Source organism: Pseudomonas sp. G5001, from assembly GCF_013385475.1.
In the GTDB taxonomy this organism is placed as follows: domain Bacteria; phylum Pseudomonadota; class Gammaproteobacteria; order Pseudomonadales; family Pseudomonadaceae; genus Aquipseudomonas.
Genome location: NZ_JACAPZ010000009.1, coordinates 309839 through 325776, shown reverse-complemented (window position 1 = coordinate 325776; position 15938 = coordinate 309839). Strand labels below are relative to the sequence as shown.

Sequence of the window (15938 nt, the reverse complement as noted above, 5' to 3'; positions counted from 1 at the left end):
AAGGCGGTGTGTCATTCAACATTTCAGGCGACTGAACCACCGCTTTCGCGAGCAAGCCCGCTCCCACACTTGATTTGTGGTGTGTTCAAGTAATTTGATGCCTATAAAAATACAGATGTTCGTGGAGCCTCGCCGATGAAATCCTGTGAAGTCAATTTTGACGGTCTAGTGGGGCCGACCCATAACTACGGCGGCTTGTCCTACGGCAACGTCGCGTCCCAAAGCAACAGCCAGCAGTCCTCCAACCCGAAGGAAGCTGCGCTGCAAGGCTTGGCGAAGATGAAGGCCCTGATGGAAATGGGCTTTGTGCAAGGTGTGCTGGCGCCCCAGGAACGTCCGGATGTGGCCGCCTTGCGCAACCTCGGTTTTGCCGGCACCGACGCACAAGTCATCCAGCAGGCCGCCAAGCAAGCCATGCCGCTGCTGGTTGCCAGTTGCTCGGCGTCGAGCATGTGGGTGGCCAATGCCGCGACCGTCAGCCCGAGCGCCGACACCTTTGACGGCCGCGTGCATTTCACCGCCGCCAACCTCAACTGCAAATACCACCGCAGCATCGAACACCCGACCACCAGCCGCGTGCTGGGGGCGATGTTCGCTGACCAGAAGCACTTCGCCCACCACGCCGCGCTGCCGGCGGTGGCGCAGTTCGGTGACGAAGGCGCGGCCAACCACACGCGTTTCTGCCGGGACTATGGCGAGGCGGGCGTAGAGTTTTTCGTGTTCGGCCGCAGCGCGTTCGACACCCGCTACCCGGCGCCGCAAAAGTACCCGGCACGCCAGACCCTTGAAGCTTCCCAGGCGGTCGCGCGCCTGCACGGCCTGCGGGATGACGGCGTGGTCTACGCCCAGCAGAACCCGGCGGTGATCGATGCCGGTGTGTTCCACAACGATGTGATCGCGGTGGGCAATGGCGAGGTGCTGTTCTATCACGAGGATGCGTTCCTCAATACCGATCAGATGCTCGGTGAATTGCAGGGCAAGCTCGGCAAGCTCGGCGGCAATTTCCAGTCGATCTGCGTGCCGCGGGCCCAGGTGGGTGTTGAAGACGCGGTGCGTTCCTACCTGTTCAACAGCCAGCTGCTGACCCGCGCCGACGGTTCGATGCTGCTGATCGTGCCGGAAGAATGCCGCGCCAACGAGCGTGTCTGGCAGTACCTGCAAGGCCTGACGTCCTCCGGCGGGCTGATCCGCGAAGTCAAAGTCTTCGATCTCAAGCAAAGCATGCAGAACGGCGGTGGCCCGGCGTGCCTGCGCTTGCGTGTAGCCTTGAATGAAACCGAACTGGCGGCGGTCAACCCAGGGGTTATCATGACGGCGCCGTTGTACGACACGCTGACCCAATGGGTCGACAAGCACTACCGCGACAGCTTGCGGGAAACCGACCTGGCTGACCCGCAATTGCTGCTTGAGTGCCGGACGGCACTGGATGAACTGACGCAAATCCTTAAACTGGGCTCGGTTTATCCTTTCCAGATCAATTAACGCCGCACGGCTGAGAACTATTTATGACCACCGACACCCTGAAACTGATCCTTGAAGACACCGACGGCACCCAGCTGGAAACCTCCTGCACCCGCGTCGCCGTGGTGTGGCAGGGCAAGGAGATCTGGATCCAGCACGACGGCCGTGGCCAACTGCTGATCGGCGTGGACGTGGAAGAAGGCGACGCGGAATACGCCAACCTGCTGATGCGCCCATTGGCCACCAACCTGATGAGCCTGCAACTGGAAATGGAACCGGCCGACGTTGAAGGTGATGACGACGATCACGTCCACGGTCCTGGCTGCAACCACTAAGGAAGCTGCGTATGCTCGCCCTCGGCAAACTGCTTGAACTGACCCTCGCCGGTCGCGAACCGGCGCAAAAAATTCAACTGACTGTCGACGGCGTGCAACTGCGCTGGCTCAGTGAGGGCGCGCTGGAAGTGCGGCCTCCTGAGGCGCGGGACAACGGCAGCGACGTGCTGCTGTCGTCCGGCATCCATGGCAACGAAACCGCGCCAATCGAATTGGCCGACCGCTTGCTGCAGGGCATTGCCCGTGGGGAGATCAAGCCCCGCACCCGTATCCTGTTCCTGTTCGGCAACCCTGAGGCCATGCGCCGCGGCGAGCGTTACCTCGAACTGGACGTCAACCGGCTGTTCAATGGCCGTCATGAACAAAACATCGGCCCTGAAGCCATGCGCGCCGCCGAGCTTGAACAGTTGGCCCGCACCTTCTTCAGCGTGCCTGGGCGTAGCCGTTTGCACTACGACCTGCACACCGCCATCCGTGGCTCGAAGATCGAGCAGTTCGCACTGTACCCGTGGAAGGACGGTCGCCAGCATTCACGTCGTGAACTGGCGCGCCTGCGAGCCGCCGGCCTGGAGGCGGTGCTGTTGCAGAACAAGACGTCGATCACCTTCACGGCGTTTACCTATGAGCAGCTGGAGGCCGAGTCCTTCACCCTGGAGTTGGGCAAGGCCCGGCCGTTCGGGCAGAACCAGGGCGTGGACGTATCGCGCCTGGAAACCCGCCTCACGCAGATCATCGAGGGTAACGAGCCGGCCACCGAGAGCCTGGATGGCCTGCAGCTGTTCAGCGTCTCCCGGGAAGTGATCAAGCACAGCGATACCTTCGTCCTGCATTTGCCGGCGGACGTGGAAAACTTTTCGGAGTTGGAGAAGGGTTATCTGCTGGCCGAGGACATTGCCAAGACCCGCTGGGTAATCGAGGAGGAGGGCGCGCGCATCATCTTCCCGAACCCGAAGGTCAAGAATGGCTTGCGAGCAGGGATATTGATTGTGCCGACCACGGATGCCGGCCTGGCCTGAACCCCGAGACCGACTCGGTCAAATGTGGGAGCTGGCTTGCTCGCGAAGGCGGTGTATCAGTCAGACATGTATTGACTGACACTCCGCTTTCGCGAGCAAGCCCGCTCCCACATTTGCTTTGCAGTGTTGCTTAAACCGCGAGAGCCCGTGGCTCATTGCGACGCAGTGCGCGAACCTTGTGCAGGGTGTCGGCGCAGGTGCGTGCCGCTTCCTGGCCCTTGTGCACGAAGTGCTCATAGAAGAACGTATGGTGCTCGCTGCCCGCGTGGAAGTGGTGCGGGGTCAGGGATACCGAGAACACCGGCACTTCGGTTTCCAGCTGGACCTGCATCAGGCCGCTGACCACGGACTGGGCCACGAACTCGTGACGGTAGATCCCGCCGTCCACCACCAGGGCGGCCGCGACGATACCGGCATAACGGCCGGACTTGGCCAGCAGCTTGGCGTGCAGGGGCATTTCAAAGGCGCCGCCGACTTCGAAGAAATCGATGTCCGATTCCTGGTAGCCCTGGGCGATCATTTCGGCGAGGAAACCTTTACGGGATTGGTCGACAATATCCTTGTGCCAGCAGGCCTGGATAAACGCGACGCGCTCGCCGTGATGGTTTTTGCTTTTGCTGTCGATTGCGGTGGGTTGCATGTTCTGACTCCTGTTTAAGAAAAAAACAGGGCGTTATGAATCGAATGGGATTTAAGGGTACGCACAGCGGGCTCATGTGAACATGACGTCAGCGCGGCCCTTAGGTGCCAATCCCGTTCTCTCTTCATCCGGACTATGACCGTCGGCCCCGGGATCACACCGGGTCTGCTGACCTTGTCGCCGTCCTGCCGAGGCAGTTCGAGGCGCCAAGCGCTCGCGGGCTATGCACGTTGCGTGCAATTACCGCCGGTGGGGAATTACACCCCGCCCTGAGAACGTTGCCGCCAGAACCCTGGCGGCGGAGAGTTTTTATCATGGTTTTTCAGAAACTGCACGGTTGGTTTATCGATAACCTATATCGGTTTGTTTGGTTGGTATTCGATTGTGCAAGCACGGGGCTTGATATTCCGCGGGTTTGCCCGCAGTAATCGTTAACACAAGAAACGCTCCAATCCGCTAGAGGCTAGTTTGATGAACGTGATTGACCTGCGCAGCGACACAGTGACCCAACCGACCCCTGGCATGCTCGAGGCGATGGCCACTGCCGCCAGCGGCGACGACGTCTACGGCGAGGACCCGAGCGTCAATCGCCTGGAAGCCGAACTGGCCAAGCGCCTGGGTTTTGCCGCCGCGTTGTTCGTGCCCACCGGCACCATGAGCAACCTGCTGGCGTTGATGGCGCACTGTGAGCGTGGCGAGGAATACATCGTCGGTCAGCAGGCCCACACCTACAAATACGAAGGCGGCGGCGCGGCGGTTCTCGGCTCGATCCAGCCACAACCCCTGGAAGTGCAGGCCGACGGTTCCCTGAACCTGGAGCACGTGCTGGCCGCGATCAAGCCGGACGACTTCCACTTCGCCCGTACCCGCTTGTTGGCGCTGGAAAACACCATGCAGGGCAAGGTCCTGCCGCTGGAATACCTGGCGGCCGCGCGAGCCTTTACCCGGGAACACGGCCTGGCCTTGCACCTGGACGGCGCGCGGCTCTACAACGCGGCGGTCAAGCTGGGTGTGGATGCACGGGAAATTGCCCGGCACTTCGATTCGGTGTCGGTGTGCCTGTCCAAGGGCCTGGGCGCGCCGATCGGCTCGGTGCTGTGCGGCTCCACCGCGTTGATCGCCAAGGCCCGTCGTTTGCGCAAGATGGTCGGTGGCGGCATGCGCCAGGCCGGTTCGCTGGCGGCGGCGGGGCTGTACGCCCTGGATCACCAGGTGCAGCGCCTGGCCGACGACCACGCCAACGCCCAATGGCTGGGGGATGAACTGCGCAAGGCGGGTTATACGGTGGAGCCGGTGCAGACCAATATGGTCTACGTGGATATCGGTGATCGGGCCCAGGCCTTGAAGGCGTTTGCTGCCGAGCGCGGGATCAAGTTGAGCGCCGCGCCGCGCCTGCGCATGGTCACTCACCTGGACGTCAGCCGGGCACAGATCGAGCAAGTGCTCGCGACATTTGTCGAGTTTTCCCGGAAATGACAGTGCAGACCGTCTAATTGACTGTTTCTATCACATAAACACGCTGTACCACGGGCAAAGGGCCGATATAATGCGGCCCTTTGCCGTCGCTCCGTCTGATGACGTTTAGCACTGGCCTTTGGCCGCAGCCTCCGTGGAAGAACCTAATGAAAAGCGCAGAAATCCGTGAAGCCTTCCTTCGCTTCTTCGAAGAGCAAGGTCACACCCGTGTCGCCTCCAGCTCCTTGATCCCAGGCAATGACCCAACCCTGCTGTTCACCAACGCGGGGATGAACCAGTTCAAGGACTGCTTCCTGGGCCAGGAAAAGCGCGCCTACACCCGCGCCACCAGCAGCCAGAAGTGCGTACGCGCCGGCGGCAAGAACAGCGACCTGGAAAACGTGGGCTACACCGCCCGCCACCACACATTCTTCGAGATGCTGGGTAACTTCAGCTTCGGCGACTATTTCAAGAAAGACGCGATCACCTTTGCCTGGACCTTCCTGACCGGCGTGCTGAAGCTGCCGAAGGAAAAACTCTGGGTGACCGTCTACGCCACCGATGACGAAGCCTACGACATCTGGACCCAGCAAATCGGGGTGCCGGTCGAGCGCATGATTCGCATCGGCGACAACAAGGGCGCGCCTTACGCGTCCGACAACTTCTGGACCATGGGCGATACCGGCCCGTGCGGCCCGTGCACCGAGATTTTCTACGATCACGGCGCCGACATCTGGGGTGGCCCACCGGGCTCGCCGGAAGAAGACGGCGACCGCTACATCGAAATCTGGAACAACGTGTTCATGCAGTTCAACCGCACCGCCGATGGCGTGTTGCATCCGTTGCCAGCGCCGTCGGTGGACACCGGCATGGGCCTGGAGCGGATCAGTGCGGTGATGCAGCACGTTCACTCCAACTACGAGATCGACCTGTTCACCAACCTGCTGAGCGCTTCGGCCGCGGCCATTGGCTGTGCCAACGACAACCAGTCGTCGCTCAAGGTGGTGTCGGATCACATCCGTTCCTGCGGCTTCCTGATCGCCGATGGCGTGCTGCCGTCGAACGAAGGCCGTGGCTATGTGCTGCGCCGCATCATCCGTCGCGCCTGCCGTCACGGTAACAAGCTGGGCGCCACCGGCAGCTTCTTCTACAAGATCGTTGCCGCGCTGGTGGCCGAGATGGGCGATGCCTTCCCGGAACTCAAGCAGCAGCAAGCTAACATCGAGCGCGTGCTCAAGGCTGAAGAAGAGCAGTTCTCCAAGACCCTGGAGCACGGCCTGAAGATCCTCGAGCAGGACCTGGTCGAGCTCAAGGGCACCGTGGTGCCGGGCGACGTCGTGTTCAAGCTGTACGACACCTACGGTTTCCCGATGGACCTGACCGCCGACATCGCCCGCGAACGCGAGCTGACCATCGACGAGGCCGGGTTTGAGCGTGAGATGGAAGCCCAGCGCGTCCGTGCCCGTTCCGCCAGCTCCTTTGGCCTGGACTACAACACCCTGGTAAAGGTTGATGTGGCGACTTCGTTCATTGGTTACGAGGCCACCGTTGGCTCGGCCAAGATCGTGGCTATCTATAAGGACGGCAAGTCGGTTGACGTGCTGAACGAAGGTGACGAGGGCGTTGTGGTCCTCGACCAGACCCCGTTCTACGCTGAATCCGGTGGCCAGGTTGGCGACTGTGGTTTCCTGAGCTCCACCTCCGGTCGTTTTGAAGTGCGCGACACCACCAAGACCGGCGGTGCGTTCCTGCATCACGGCGTGCTGGTGCTGGGCAACCTGACCGTCGGCGCGCCGGTGGACACTCAGGTAGATGCCGACGTACGGCATGCAACTGCCTTGAACCATTCTGCCACTCACTTGCTGCACGCTGCGTTGCGTCAGGTGCTGGGTGAGCATGTGCAACAGAAGGGTTCGTTGGTCGATAGCCAGCGCCTGCGTTTTGACTTCAGTCATTTCGAGGCGATCAAGCCTGAGCAGTTGAAGGCCCTGGAAGACATCGTCAACGCCGAGATTCGCAAGAACACCCCGGTGGAAACCGAAGAAACCGATATCGAGAGCGCTAAGCAAAAAGGCGCCATGGCGCTGTTTGGCGAGAAGTACGGCGACGAAGTGCGCGTACTGAGCATGGGCGGCAGCTTCTCGGTGGAGCTGTGTGGCGGTATCCACGCCAGCCGTACCGGCGACATCGGCCTGCTGAAAATCATCAGCGAAGGCGGCGTGGCTTCCGGCGTACGTCGTATTGAAGCGATCACCGGTGCTGCGGCCCTGGCCTACCTCAATGCGGCAGAAGAACAACTCAAGGAAGCGGCCGGCCTGGTCAAGGGCAGCCGCGACAACCTGATCGACAAGCTCTCCGGCGTACTGGAGCGCAACCGTCAGCTGGAGAAACAGCTGGAGCAGTTGCAGGCCAAGGCGGCCAGCGCGGCGGGCGACGATCTGTCGGCTTCCGCCCTGGACGTCAAGGGTGTGAAAGTGCTGGCCGTACGCCTGGACGGTCAGGACGGCAAGGCGCTGCTGGCCTTGGTCGATCAGTTGAAGAACAAGCTCGGCCGCGCAGTGATCCTGCTCGGCAGTGTCCATGAGGAAAAGGTCGTTCTGGTTGCCGGTGTAACCAAGGACCTGACTGGCCAACTCAAGGCCGGTGATTTGATGAAGCAAGCCGCCGCGGCAGTGGGCGGGAAGGGCGGTGGTCGTCCGGACATGGCGCAAGGCGGTGGTGTTGACGCCGGCGCCCTGGACGCGGCCCTGGCCCTGACCGTGCCGTTTGTCGAGGCAGGTATTTAAGGCGCTGTTAATGAGCCCGTGGTCTAGTCGCGGGCTCAGTCAGTGCTGGTTGATTGAATAACAGGCGCCCCTTTACGGGCTGAGGCGGCTTAGAAATGGCTTTGATCGTACAGAAATTTGGAGGCACCTCGGTCGGCTCTGTCGAAAGAATCGAGCAGGTCGCCGACAAGGTTAAGAAATTCCGCGATGCCGGCGATGACCTGGTGGTGGTGCTGTCGGCCATGAGCGGCGAGACCAATCGCCTGATCGATCTGGCCAAGCAAATCAGTGGCGATCAGCAACCGGTTCCCCGTGAACTGGACGTGATCATTTCCACCGGTGAGCAGGTGACCATCGCATTGCTGGCCATGGCGCTGAACAAGCGTGGTGTGCCGGCGGTGTCCTACACTGGCAACCAGGTCCGCATTCTTACGGATAGCGCGCACACTAAAGCCCGCATCCTGCAGATTGATGACCAGAAGATTCGCGCTGACCTGAAAGCCGGTCGTGTGGTAGTTGTCGCCGGTTTCCAGGGCGTCGACGAGCACGGCAACATCACCACCCTCGGTCGTGGCGGTTCCGACACCACTGGCGTGGCCCTGGCGGCAGCCCTGAAGGCTGACGAATGCCAGATCTACACCGATGTGGATGGCGTCTACACCACTGACCCGCGGGTCGTGTCCGTGGCTCAGCGCCTGGACAAGATCACCTTCGAAGAGATGCTGGAAATGGCCAGCCTCGGTTCCAAGGTGTTGCAGATCCGTGCCGTTGAGTTCGCCGGCAAATACAACGTTCCGCTGCGCGTACTGCACAGCTTCAAGGAGGGTCCGGGCACCCTCATTACTATTGATGAAGAGGAATCCATGGAACAGCCGATCATTTCCGGTATCGCTTTCAACCGTGATGAAGCCAAGCTGACTATCCGTGGCGTGCCAGACACCCCGGGCGTGGCTTTCAAGATCCTGGGCCCTATCAGTGGCGCGAACATCGAAGTCGACATGATCGTGCAGAACGTCTCGCACGATAACACCACCGATTTCACCTTCACCGTGCACCGCAACGAGTACGATGCGGCGGAGCGGATCCTGCAGAACACTGCGAAGGAAATCGGCGCCCGTGAAGTGGTCGGCGATACGAAGATTGCCAAGGTGTCGATCGTGGGTGTGGGCATGCGTTCCCATGCGGGTGTTGCCAGCCGCATGTTCGAAGCCCTGGCCAAGGAAAGCATCAACATCCAGATGATCTCCACATCGGAAATCAAGGTGTCGGTGGTGATCGAAGAGAAGTACCTGGAACTGGCTGTACGCGCACTGCATACCGCTTTTGAGCTGGACGCTCCGGCCCGACAGGGCGAGTGATGCGTTGCCAGGAAGGCGCGGTTATCCGCGCCTTTCATTTTTTTGTCGGGCGCGTGGTGAAGACCTGTTCTTTTACCTGCGCTCGACAATACTTAGGCGTGTAGGGCTATGGCCATTTGGTTGTAGGTCGAATGCCTTTTTTTTGCAGACTGTTGTTCCCGAAATGAAATGCGTGAGGAGAAAGGTATGCTGATTCTGACTCGTCGATGCGCAGAAAGCCTGATTATTGGTGATGGCGAAATCACCGTGACCGTGCTCGGCGTCAAAGGCAATCAAGTGCGTATCGGGGTTAACGCTCCGAAAGAGGTGGCTGTCCACCGCGAGGAAATCTACCTGCGGATCAAGAAAGAGAAGGACGAAGAACCAAGCCATTAATTTTTATCGTTTTTTATGTTTGCAAACGGGGATGAAGCTGGTTAATATACGCCCCGTGTTGCGGAGAGCTGGCCGAGTGGCCGAAGGCGCTCCCCTGCTAAGGGAGTACACCTCAAAAGGGTGTCGGGGGTTCGAATCCCCCGTTCTCCGCCATTATTTGCGTAGTACGTTGCAATCTGGTTTTTTCGCTAAGTTGTTGAAACTAAACGAAAAAATAGCTTTACATAGAGATTGAACGGCCTATAATGCGCGGCAACAAATGCACTCGTAGCTCAGCTGGATAGAGTACTCGGCTACGAACCGAGCGGTCACAGGTTCGAATCCTGTCGAGTGCACCATTTAAGAGTTAGTTGCAGCAATGCAGGTAACTTGGCTTCAACCAGTTGTGATCTGGTCTAAAAACACAATCTGCACTCGTAGCTCAGCTGGATAGAGTACTCGGCTACGAACCGAGCGGTCACAGGTTCGAATCCTGTCGAGTGCACCAAACAACAAAAAGCCCGCCTAGTGCGGGCTTTTTGCCGTCTGGGGTTTTTATTTCCCGGGGCGCCTTTTTCTCCCGCCCATGTGTTTTCCTTTCAAGCTGCGTCGTCGCAGTTCATATGTGTGGCCAATGCTCAGCTTTGTGTCGCAAGCGCTTGTTCTTTCCAGTTTTTTGACGTTAAACGCGGCCGCCCGGTGTATCATTGCGCCCGTCAGCCCCGCCGGGGCTTGTGGAACACCTCCATGGACTTACCCAGTAGTTACTCAGTACCCCGTTTTACCAATCATGAATTGACTGATTGATCCTTCCGGCGTGCCCCGCTGCTGGGAGTGGAGTTCGCCTATGACCGAAGTTGAAGTAAAGAAAACACAAGAAAGCCTGCAGGATCGCCTGGCTCAAGTCGTCGAGCTGCTGCAGCGCCAGCGCGTGGTCGAAGACCTGACGCATCGCCAGGAAGGCGCGAACAATGACCGGGTCGAGAACCTGGTCCACCGGCAAAACCTTGTCGAGCTGCAACGCAAGCTCGATGACCTGCACTCCGCCGACGTTGCCTACATCCTCGAAGCCTTGCCGCTGAATGACCGCCTGACCCTTTGGCAGTTGGTCAAGGCTGACCGCGACGGCGACATCCTCCTCGAAGTATCCGACTCGGTCCGTGAAACCCTGATCGCCGACATGGACGATCACGAGCTCCTGGCGGCCGCCAAGGACATGGATGCCGACGAACTCGCTGACTTGGCTTCCGAGCTGCCGCGTGACGTCGTCCATGAGCTGATGGAAACCCTCGATGGCCAGCAGCGCGAGCGTGTGCGCTCGGCGTTGTCCTACGACGAGGAGCAGGTCGGTGCGTTGATGGACTTCGAGATGGTCACCATCCGCGAAGACGTCAGCCTGGAAGTGGTTCTGCGCTACCTGCGCCGGTTGAAAGAGCTGCCAGGCCACACCGACAAGCTGTTCGTGGTCGACTACGAAGGGATCCTCAAGGGCGTACTGCCGATCAAGCGCCTGCTGGTCAATGATCCGGACAAAAAAGTCGCGGACGTCATGGCCAGTGACCCGGTGAGTTTCCATCCTGACGAAGACGCTTACGACGCGGCCCAGGCGTTTGAGCGTTATGACTTGATCTCGGCCCCGGTGGTCGACAAGAACGGCAAGCTGATCGGCCGTCTGACCATCGATGAAATGGTCGACCTGATTCGTGAGGAGAGCGAAAGCGAAGTCCTCAACATGGCCGGTCTGCGGGAAGAAGAGGATATTTTTGCGTCGGTCTGGAAGTCCCTGCGTAACCGCTGGGCCTGGCTGGCGGTGAATTTGATTACCGCGTTTATTGCTTCACGAGTGATCGGCCTGTTTGAAGGCTCCATCGAGAAGCTCGTGGCCCTGGCTGCACTGATGCCGATTGTGGCGGGTATTGGCGGTAACTCGGGTAACCAGACCATCACCATGATCGTCCGCGCCATGGCGCTGGATCAGGTGGGGACCGGGCATGGCAAGCGTTTGATGCGCAAGGAGCTTGCGGTCGCGCTGATCAACGGCCTGGTGTGGGGCGGTGTCATCGGTATCGTGGCGTACCTGCTGTATGGCAGCTGGTCGCTCGGCGTGGTCATGACGGCGGCCATGACGCTTAACCTGCTGCTGGCAGCGTTGATGGGTGTTCTGATTCCAATGACCCTGGTGCGCCTTGGACGAGACCCGGCGATGGGCGCCAGTGTGATGATCACGGCCATGACCGACAGTGGTGGCTTCTTCATCTTCCTGGGCCTGGCAACCATCTTCCTGCTTTGATCCTTTCCATGGATCGGGGGCATTTGCCCCTTGATCCTTTCCTGACCAAATCCCGGGCAAAAAAAAGCCAGCGCATGGCTGGCTTTCAGCTTTCAGTTGCCAATCAGTTGGCTTCTGCAGCTGCCTCAACGTCGTGGGCGATCAGCGAGACGAGAGCATTTTGCTGGCGGTGGGAGAGCTGACGAAAACGCTGCAGCAGTTCGCGTTCGTGCAGTGACAGCTCGGGGCTGTCCAGGCGCATGCTCAGCTCGTCGCCCAGCGCACCTTCCTGAATCAGGCTTTGTTCCAGGCGTGCGATGATTTCGGAGTTCATGCTGCGGTGATGATTGCGAGCCACCTCGGCAATGCGTTCCCGCATTCCGTCTGGCAGACGTACGACGAACTTGTCAGCCGTACGGCTGGAATAAATTGCCTGTTTCAATGGGCGCATATATTTAACCGGTTAGTTCAGGGGAGCGGTTTTTGGAATTGGCCGCAAGATGCATGTTAGGACAAGGTTTGCTGCCAAATGTTCAACCTGAATTGCAAAGAGGCCGCATCATGCCTCAGATTTGCCAGTTCCTTGGCGTCAATTCTGTGACAAATATTGAACCGGCTACCGGCTTTATGCCAGTACTCATTTCAAAATTTGCGGACTGGTTGGAAAACTTTCCGCGGACGCACCCAAATGAGTGTTGAGCCCGCAGACCCTGGGCGCAAAAGGCTTTTCGGGCGCACATCCTATAGCAATATGGCCTTTTGCCCTTAACTTTAAGATTAGTGGCAAATTGCCAATTTACGAATGCGGAGCGACATATGGTCGGCTGTCCGGACGGACGAGCCGAGGCGTGGCAGCGATTTTAGCGAGGGCGACGAGCGGAGGGATTCAGCGCAGTACGGGATCGAATTTGATGCGCCGACCAATGAAGACTGCCAATACCCACAGGCTGCCAAACACGCCGGCGGCGACGAAGGAGACTGTCTGTACGTCTTGCGACAATACGTTCAGGCCGAGGCCGGCGGCGGCCAGTGCCAGGGTCAGAAACAGCCAGGCGGACTTGTTCATGGAATGCTCCGGTAAGCGGTTCAGAAAACCCAGTGTTCAGCGGCAGGAGCAGCTTGAGTGCCCTGGGTCAGTTGCAGTGGGGATTGCATGTTCGGCTTCATGACAGCCAGTTGCGGACGCTGCTGCAGGTGGTGGGGAATCGCCTGGCTGACCTGTGCGGCGTCGTCGGAAGTGGTGGACTGAAAATGGAACATCACCAGCGCAGCCAGTGCAACGGTATTGAGGGCTAGTAGAAGTGCGCTGTTCATGTGCATGTTCTCCGCAGATGGCTGGGCCGGACTGTATTTGTAGGATAAAGGATTGCAGGTGTCGTGCCAGTCTTTAATTGACAATAAGTCCTTTAAAATCAAACATTTATATAGTGTTCAGATTGTCATGCTGTTGCAATTTGCAATGATGGCATTTTGGGGGAGTGCATTTTGCACGATGGTCCGAACCGTCCGTAATCGTTGAGCGCAATACCACCGGCTGTCACTGGCATGGGCCTACACTCAAAAAGCCAACGGACGACATGACAAAATTCACCTGCGCCGTTAACATGCACGCCGTCCGTCGCCGTGCCCATCGCCGGTTGGCTGTCATTAGTCCCAGTAGCTCAATTGGATAGAGCATCCCCCTCCTAAGGGGAAGGTTGGCCGTTCGAACCGGCCCTGGGACACCACTTCACCGTTGCTGCCCAAGCGGCCTCGACGTCCGCAAGCCCCGATCAGATTCATCTGGCGGGGCTTTTTTGTGGCCGGGCGTTTGAGTGCGGCAGTCTTTTCAAACACCAACCGAACCTTGCCCGCGTTTGAGGTTCACACGGGAGGCAAGAGCGGGGCGGCGCAAGTATTCGTCTGCATCCTGTACCTCGCGGGTGACTGGCGAGCGTCTGACACGTAGCCAATTGGCATGAGCAAAATATTCCCCGGCAACCGCATGTTTTGGCTGTCCGGACCCGACGACCCGGGACTATCATTCCGGTAGTCCTGACACCCACAGCAAGGAGCCGCTCGGAACGCCGATGCGCCAGATCTGGAAACCTTTTCGAGCCCTTTATTTTGCTTCCCTGATGATGCTGATCGGCTCTGGCCTGCTCAGTACTTACCTGGCCTTGCGCCTGGCGGCAGATCACGTCGACAGCCTGTGGGTCGGTGCTTTGATGGCCGCCAACTATTTTGGCCTGGTGTTGGGGGGCAAGATCGGTCACCGCCTGATTGGCCGCGTCGGGCATATCCGGGCCTACGCCACCTGTGCCGGGATCGTCGGCGCGGCGGTGTTGGGCCACGGGCTGATCAACTGGCTGCCAGCCTGGATTGTGCTGCGGATGATTGTCGGCCTGGGCATGATGTGCCAGTACATGGTCATCGAGAGCTGGCTTAACGAACAAGCTGAGGCCAAGCAACGCGGTGCGGTGTTCAGCGGCTATATGATCGCCTCGTACCTGGGCCTAGTGCTGGGCCAGTTGATCCTTGTGATGCACCCGCAGTTGGGGCTTGAGTTGCTGATGCTGGTCGCGCTGTGTTTTGCGCTGTGCCTGGTGCCGGTGGCCATGACTCGCCGTATTCACCCGGCGCCGCTGCATCCGGCGCCGATGGAGCCGCGCTTCTTTATCAAGCGGGTGCCGCAGTCCCTCAGTACGGTGTTGGGGGCCGGGCTGATCGTCGGCTCGTTCTACGGTTTGGCGCCGCTGTACGCGTCTCAGCAAGGGCTGACCACCGAGCAGGTCGGCCTGTTCATGGGTAGCTGCATTTTCGCCGGGCTGCTGGTGCAGTGGCCATTGGGCTGGCTGTCCGATCGATATGACCGCGCGCTGTTGATTCGCTGTTTCGCCTTGTGCCTGGCGGTGGCCGCGTTGCCGTTGGCGATCATGACCCAGGTACCACTGGAAGTGCTGTTCGTCGCGGGCTTTCTCTGTTCCCTGGTGCAGTTCTGCCTGTACCCGCTGGCCGTGGCGTTTTCCAACGACCACGTCGAGGGCGATCGCCGGGTGTCGCTCACTGCGATGTTGCTGGTGACCTACGGCATCGGCGCCAGCGTCGGCCCGCTGTTGGCCGGTGTGGTGATGAAGCTGTTCGGCAGCCATATGCTGTATGCGTTTTTCAGCGTGTGCGCATTGATCCTGGTGTGGCGCATCCGGCCCAAGGCGGTCACCAACCTGCATCAGGTGGACGACGCACCGCTGCATCACGTGGCGATGCCCGACAGCATGTCCAGCTCGCCCCTGGTAGCATGCCTCGATCCGCGAGTGGACGAACAGGTGGTGCAGGACCAGATGCAGACCGCCGTTGTGGATCCCGAGCCAGTAGTCGATCCCGAGCTGGATCAGCCGGAGCCTGTCACCGAGCCACCAGAGCATCCGGACCCGGATGATCACCCCCACGACTTGAGCAGGGCGCGCCCCTGAAAGCAAAAACGGGCAGCCCCCTTGAGGGACTGCCCGTTTTTTTGTCGCGACCTTTATTGTTTAAAGGTCGTCGTCCTTGTCAAACCGGCGCGCTTCACGCTGCAGTTGATACACAAACCGCTCGACCTGACGCTGCACCAGCCCGCTCATGTTATGAAAACGTAGGCCGGCGAAGGTGGTGTTGATCCTTTCTTCGAAGTGCAGGTAACGCAGTTCTACCGAGGTGGTCATGCTGCCAAAGGGTAGCGCGGCGATAAATCGGTCGTAGACCTGGCCCAGTTGCAGGCGCTCGGAAATATCCCCTTCGAAGCGCAATTTGCAGCCGGTGGCGGAAATATCCAGCAACTTGCCGCTGATGGGGGCCTTGAGTTTGTCGCCGCCCAGTTCGACGCTCACCAGTTGCGCCAGCTTCAGCGCCGCGCGGAAGGCGTTGCGACGCTGATGGTAAATCACCTCGCCAGGCATGCTGCCGCGGTAAATGCGGTGGCCGCCGGCTTCATCGAGGGTCAGGGTGCCGTTGCTTTCCCAGGCTACCCGCACCCCCTCGTGAAAACCTTCGATCCGGAAAGCTTCGCCATTCTCGAGGTAGCGTTCGCCGTCGCGCGGGACCATTTCGTCCAAGGCCAGTGTCTTGCTGTCCCGGTCGATTTCCACCAGGTAGCTTTGAAACCGCTGGTTGCGTTCATGGAAGGTGATGATCAGCGGATCATGGCTTTCTTGCAGCATCCGCAAGGTGCCAGCGATTTCCAGCGGCGTGGTGAGTACCTTGGGTGGCTGCGGAGCATCTTCCGCGTTAAGGGTGTTGAACACGGTTCTTCCATCTCCAGACAAAA

14 protein-coding genes, 4 tRNA genes and 1 riboswitch are annotated in these 15938 nt (G+C 59.4%); of the genes, 13 read left to right on the top strand and 5 right to left on the bottom strand.

What is annotated here, in order from left to right; all coding sequences use genetic code 11:
* Window positions 1–135: 135 nt before the first annotated feature.
* From astB to astE, 3 genes are read left to right on the top strand one after another with little or no spacing between them, the layout of a single operon-like run.
* Entirely contained in the window at window positions 136–1482 is a 1347-nt protein-coding gene (gene astB / locus HX805_RS09800; RefSeq protein ID WP_102369720.1) for an N-succinylarginine dihydrolase, read from the top strand.
* Between the two features lie 23 nt (window positions 1483–1505).
* Window positions 1506–1796 carry a hypothetical protein gene (locus HX805_RS09795; protein WP_003214319.1) on the top strand — a complete coding sequence of 97 codons (291 nt, stop codon included), beginning with the start codon at window positions 1506–1508 and terminating at the stop codon, window positions 1794–1796.
* Between the two features lie 11 nt (window positions 1797–1807).
* Window positions 1808–2812: a succinylglutamate desuccinylase gene (gene astE / locus HX805_RS09790; RefSeq protein WP_003214315.1), complete on the top strand. Its 1005-nt coding sequence runs from the start codon at window positions 1808–1810 to the stop codon at window positions 2810–2812.
* 130 nt (window positions 2813–2942) lie between these two features.
* Here astE and HX805_RS09785 read toward each other — a convergent pair whose 3' ends face one another.
* Window positions 2943–3452 carry a 6,7-dimethyl-8-ribityllumazine synthase gene (locus tag HX805_RS09785; protein WP_003214313.1) on the bottom strand — a complete coding sequence of 170 codons (510 nt, stop codon included), beginning with the start codon at window positions 3450–3452 and terminating at the stop codon, window positions 2943–2945.
* Between the two features lie 111 nt (window positions 3453–3563).
* Window positions 3564–3733, bottom strand: a riboswitch (FMN riboswitch).
* A gap of 190 nt (window positions 3734–3923) precedes the next feature.
* Here HX805_RS09785 and ltaE point away from each other — a divergent pair.
* The 8 genes from ltaE (at window position 3924) to mgtE (ending at window position 11674) form a co-directional block, all read left to right on the top strand.
* Window positions 3924–4928 carry a low-specificity L-threonine aldolase gene (gene ltaE / locus HX805_RS09780; protein WP_032899380.1) on the top strand — a complete coding sequence of 335 codons (1005 nt, stop codon included), beginning with the start codon at window positions 3924–3926 and terminating at the stop codon, window positions 4926–4928.
* A 146-nt stretch (window positions 4929–5074) separates the two neighbouring features.
* On the top strand, window positions 5075–7693 hold the full coding sequence (alaS, locus tag HX805_RS09775) for an alanine--tRNA ligase (RefSeq protein ID WP_177081058.1): 2619 nt from the start codon (window positions 5075–5077) through the stop codon (window positions 7691–7693).
* Between the two features lie 95 nt (window positions 7694–7788).
* The gene (locus tag HX805_RS09770) at window positions 7789–9030 is read left to right on the top strand and encodes an aspartate kinase (protein ID WP_003214308.1); all 1242 of its coding nucleotides are present in this window, start codon (window positions 7789–7791) and stop codon (window positions 9028–9030) included.
* Window positions 9031–9216: 186 nt separating this feature from the next.
* Window positions 9217–9405 (top strand): carbon storage regulator CsrA, encoded by a 189-nt coding sequence (gene csrA / locus HX805_RS09765; RefSeq protein WP_002554426.1) that lies wholly within the window; start codon window positions 9217–9219, stop codon window positions 9403–9405.
* Window positions 9406–9467: 62 nt separating this feature from the next.
* Window positions 9468–9558: transfer RNA gene (locus HX805_RS09760), tRNA-Ser, on the top strand.
* A gap of 108 nt (window positions 9559–9666) precedes the next feature.
* A tRNA-Arg gene (locus HX805_RS09755) sits at window positions 9667–9743 on the top strand.
* A 72-nt stretch (window positions 9744–9815) separates the two neighbouring features.
* A tRNA-Arg gene (locus HX805_RS09750) sits at window positions 9816–9892 on the top strand.
* A 339-nt stretch (window positions 9893–10231) separates the two neighbouring features.
* Entirely contained in the window at window positions 10232–11674 is a 1443-nt protein-coding gene (gene mgtE / locus HX805_RS09745; protein WP_003214265.1) for a magnesium transporter, read from the top strand.
* A 103-nt stretch (window positions 11675–11777) separates the two neighbouring features.
* Here mgtE and HX805_RS09740 read toward each other — a convergent pair whose 3' ends face one another.
* The 3 genes from HX805_RS09740 to HX805_RS09730 all read right to left on the bottom strand — a co-directional run bounded on the left by HX805_RS09740 (window position 11778) and on the right by HX805_RS09730 (window position 12967).
* Complete coding sequence (locus HX805_RS09740) at window positions 11778–12104, bottom strand: Arc family DNA-binding protein (RefSeq protein ID WP_003175643.1); 327 nt, start codon at window positions 12102–12104, stop codon at window positions 11778–11780.
* Between the two features lie 435 nt (window positions 12105–12539).
* Complete coding sequence (locus HX805_RS09735; RefSeq protein WP_003214263.1) at window positions 12540–12719, bottom strand: PA3371 family protein; 180 nt, start codon at window positions 12717–12719, stop codon at window positions 12540–12542.
* Window positions 12720–12739: 20 nt separating this feature from the next.
* Window positions 12740–12967: a hypothetical protein gene (locus HX805_RS09730; RefSeq protein WP_102604982.1), complete on the bottom strand. Its 228-nt coding sequence runs from the start codon at window positions 12965–12967 to the stop codon at window positions 12740–12742.
* Between the two features lie 336 nt (window positions 12968–13303).
* Between HX805_RS09730 and HX805_RS09725 the strand changes: the two genes are divergently transcribed.
* A tRNA-Arg gene (locus HX805_RS09725) sits at window positions 13304–13380 on the top strand.
* Window positions 13381–13722: 342 nt separating this feature from the next.
* Window positions 13723–15105 carry an MFS transporter gene (locus HX805_RS09720; RefSeq protein WP_102369716.1) on the top strand — a complete coding sequence of 461 codons (1383 nt, stop codon included), beginning with the start codon at window positions 13723–13725 and terminating at the stop codon, window positions 15103–15105.
* A 60-nt stretch (window positions 15106–15165) separates the two neighbouring features.
* Here the strand turns inward: HX805_RS09720 and HX805_RS09715 are convergent, their stop codons facing one another.
* Window positions 15166–15915, bottom strand: a complete 750-nt coding sequence (locus HX805_RS09715; protein WP_003214258.1) for a flagellar brake protein — start codon at window positions 15913–15915, stop codon at window positions 15166–15168.
* Between the last annotated feature and the right edge of the window lie 23 nt (window positions 15916–15938).

What these genes read in the sequence shown, in the direction of transcription:
- astB (WP_102369720.1), top strand. Translation starts at nt 136, where the DNA reads ATGAAATCCTGTGAAGTCAATTTTGACGGTCTAGTGGGGCCGACCCAT.
- HX805_RS09735 (WP_003214263.1), bottom strand. Translation starts at nt 12,719, where the DNA reads ATGAACAAGTCCGCCTGGCTGTTTCTGACCCTGGCACTGGCCGCCGCC.
- mgtE (WP_003214265.1), top strand. Translation starts at nt 10,232, where the DNA reads ATGACCGAAGTTGAAGTAAAGAAAACACAAGAAAGCCTGCAGGATCGC.
- alaS (WP_177081058.1), top strand. Translation starts at nt 5,075, where the DNA reads ATGAAAAGCGCAGAAATCCGTGAAGCCTTCCTTCGCTTCTTCGAAGAG.
- csrA (WP_002554426.1), top strand. Translation starts at nt 9,217, where the DNA reads ATGCTGATTCTGACTCGTCGATGCGCAGAAAGCCTGATTATTGGTGAT.
- ltaE (WP_032899380.1), top strand. Translation starts at nt 3,924, where the DNA reads ATGAACGTGATTGACCTGCGCAGCGACACAGTGACCCAACCGACCCCT.
- HX805_RS09795 (WP_003214319.1), top strand. Translation starts at nt 1,506, where the DNA reads ATGACCACCGACACCCTGAAACTGATCCTTGAAGACACCGACGGCACC.
- HX805_RS09785 (WP_003214313.1), bottom strand. Translation starts at nt 3,452, where the DNA reads ATGCAACCCACCGCAATCGACAGCAAAAGCAAAAACCATCACGGCGAG.
- HX805_RS09730 (WP_102604982.1), bottom strand. Translation starts at nt 12,967, where the DNA reads ATGAACAGCGCACTTCTACTAGCCCTCAATACCGTTGCACTGGCTGCG.
- HX805_RS09740 (WP_003175643.1), bottom strand. Translation starts at nt 12,104, where the DNA reads ATGCGCCCATTGAAACAGGCAATTTATTCCAGCCGTACGGCTGACAAG.
- HX805_RS09720 (WP_102369716.1), top strand. Translation starts at nt 13,723, where the DNA reads ATGCGCCAGATCTGGAAACCTTTTCGAGCCCTTTATTTTGCTTCCCTG.
- HX805_RS09770 (WP_003214308.1), top strand. Translation starts at nt 7,789, where the DNA reads ATGGCTTTGATCGTACAGAAATTTGGAGGCACCTCGGTCGGCTCTGTC.
- astE (WP_003214315.1), top strand. Translation starts at nt 1,808, where the DNA reads ATGCTCGCCCTCGGCAAACTGCTTGAACTGACCCTCGCCGGTCGCGAA.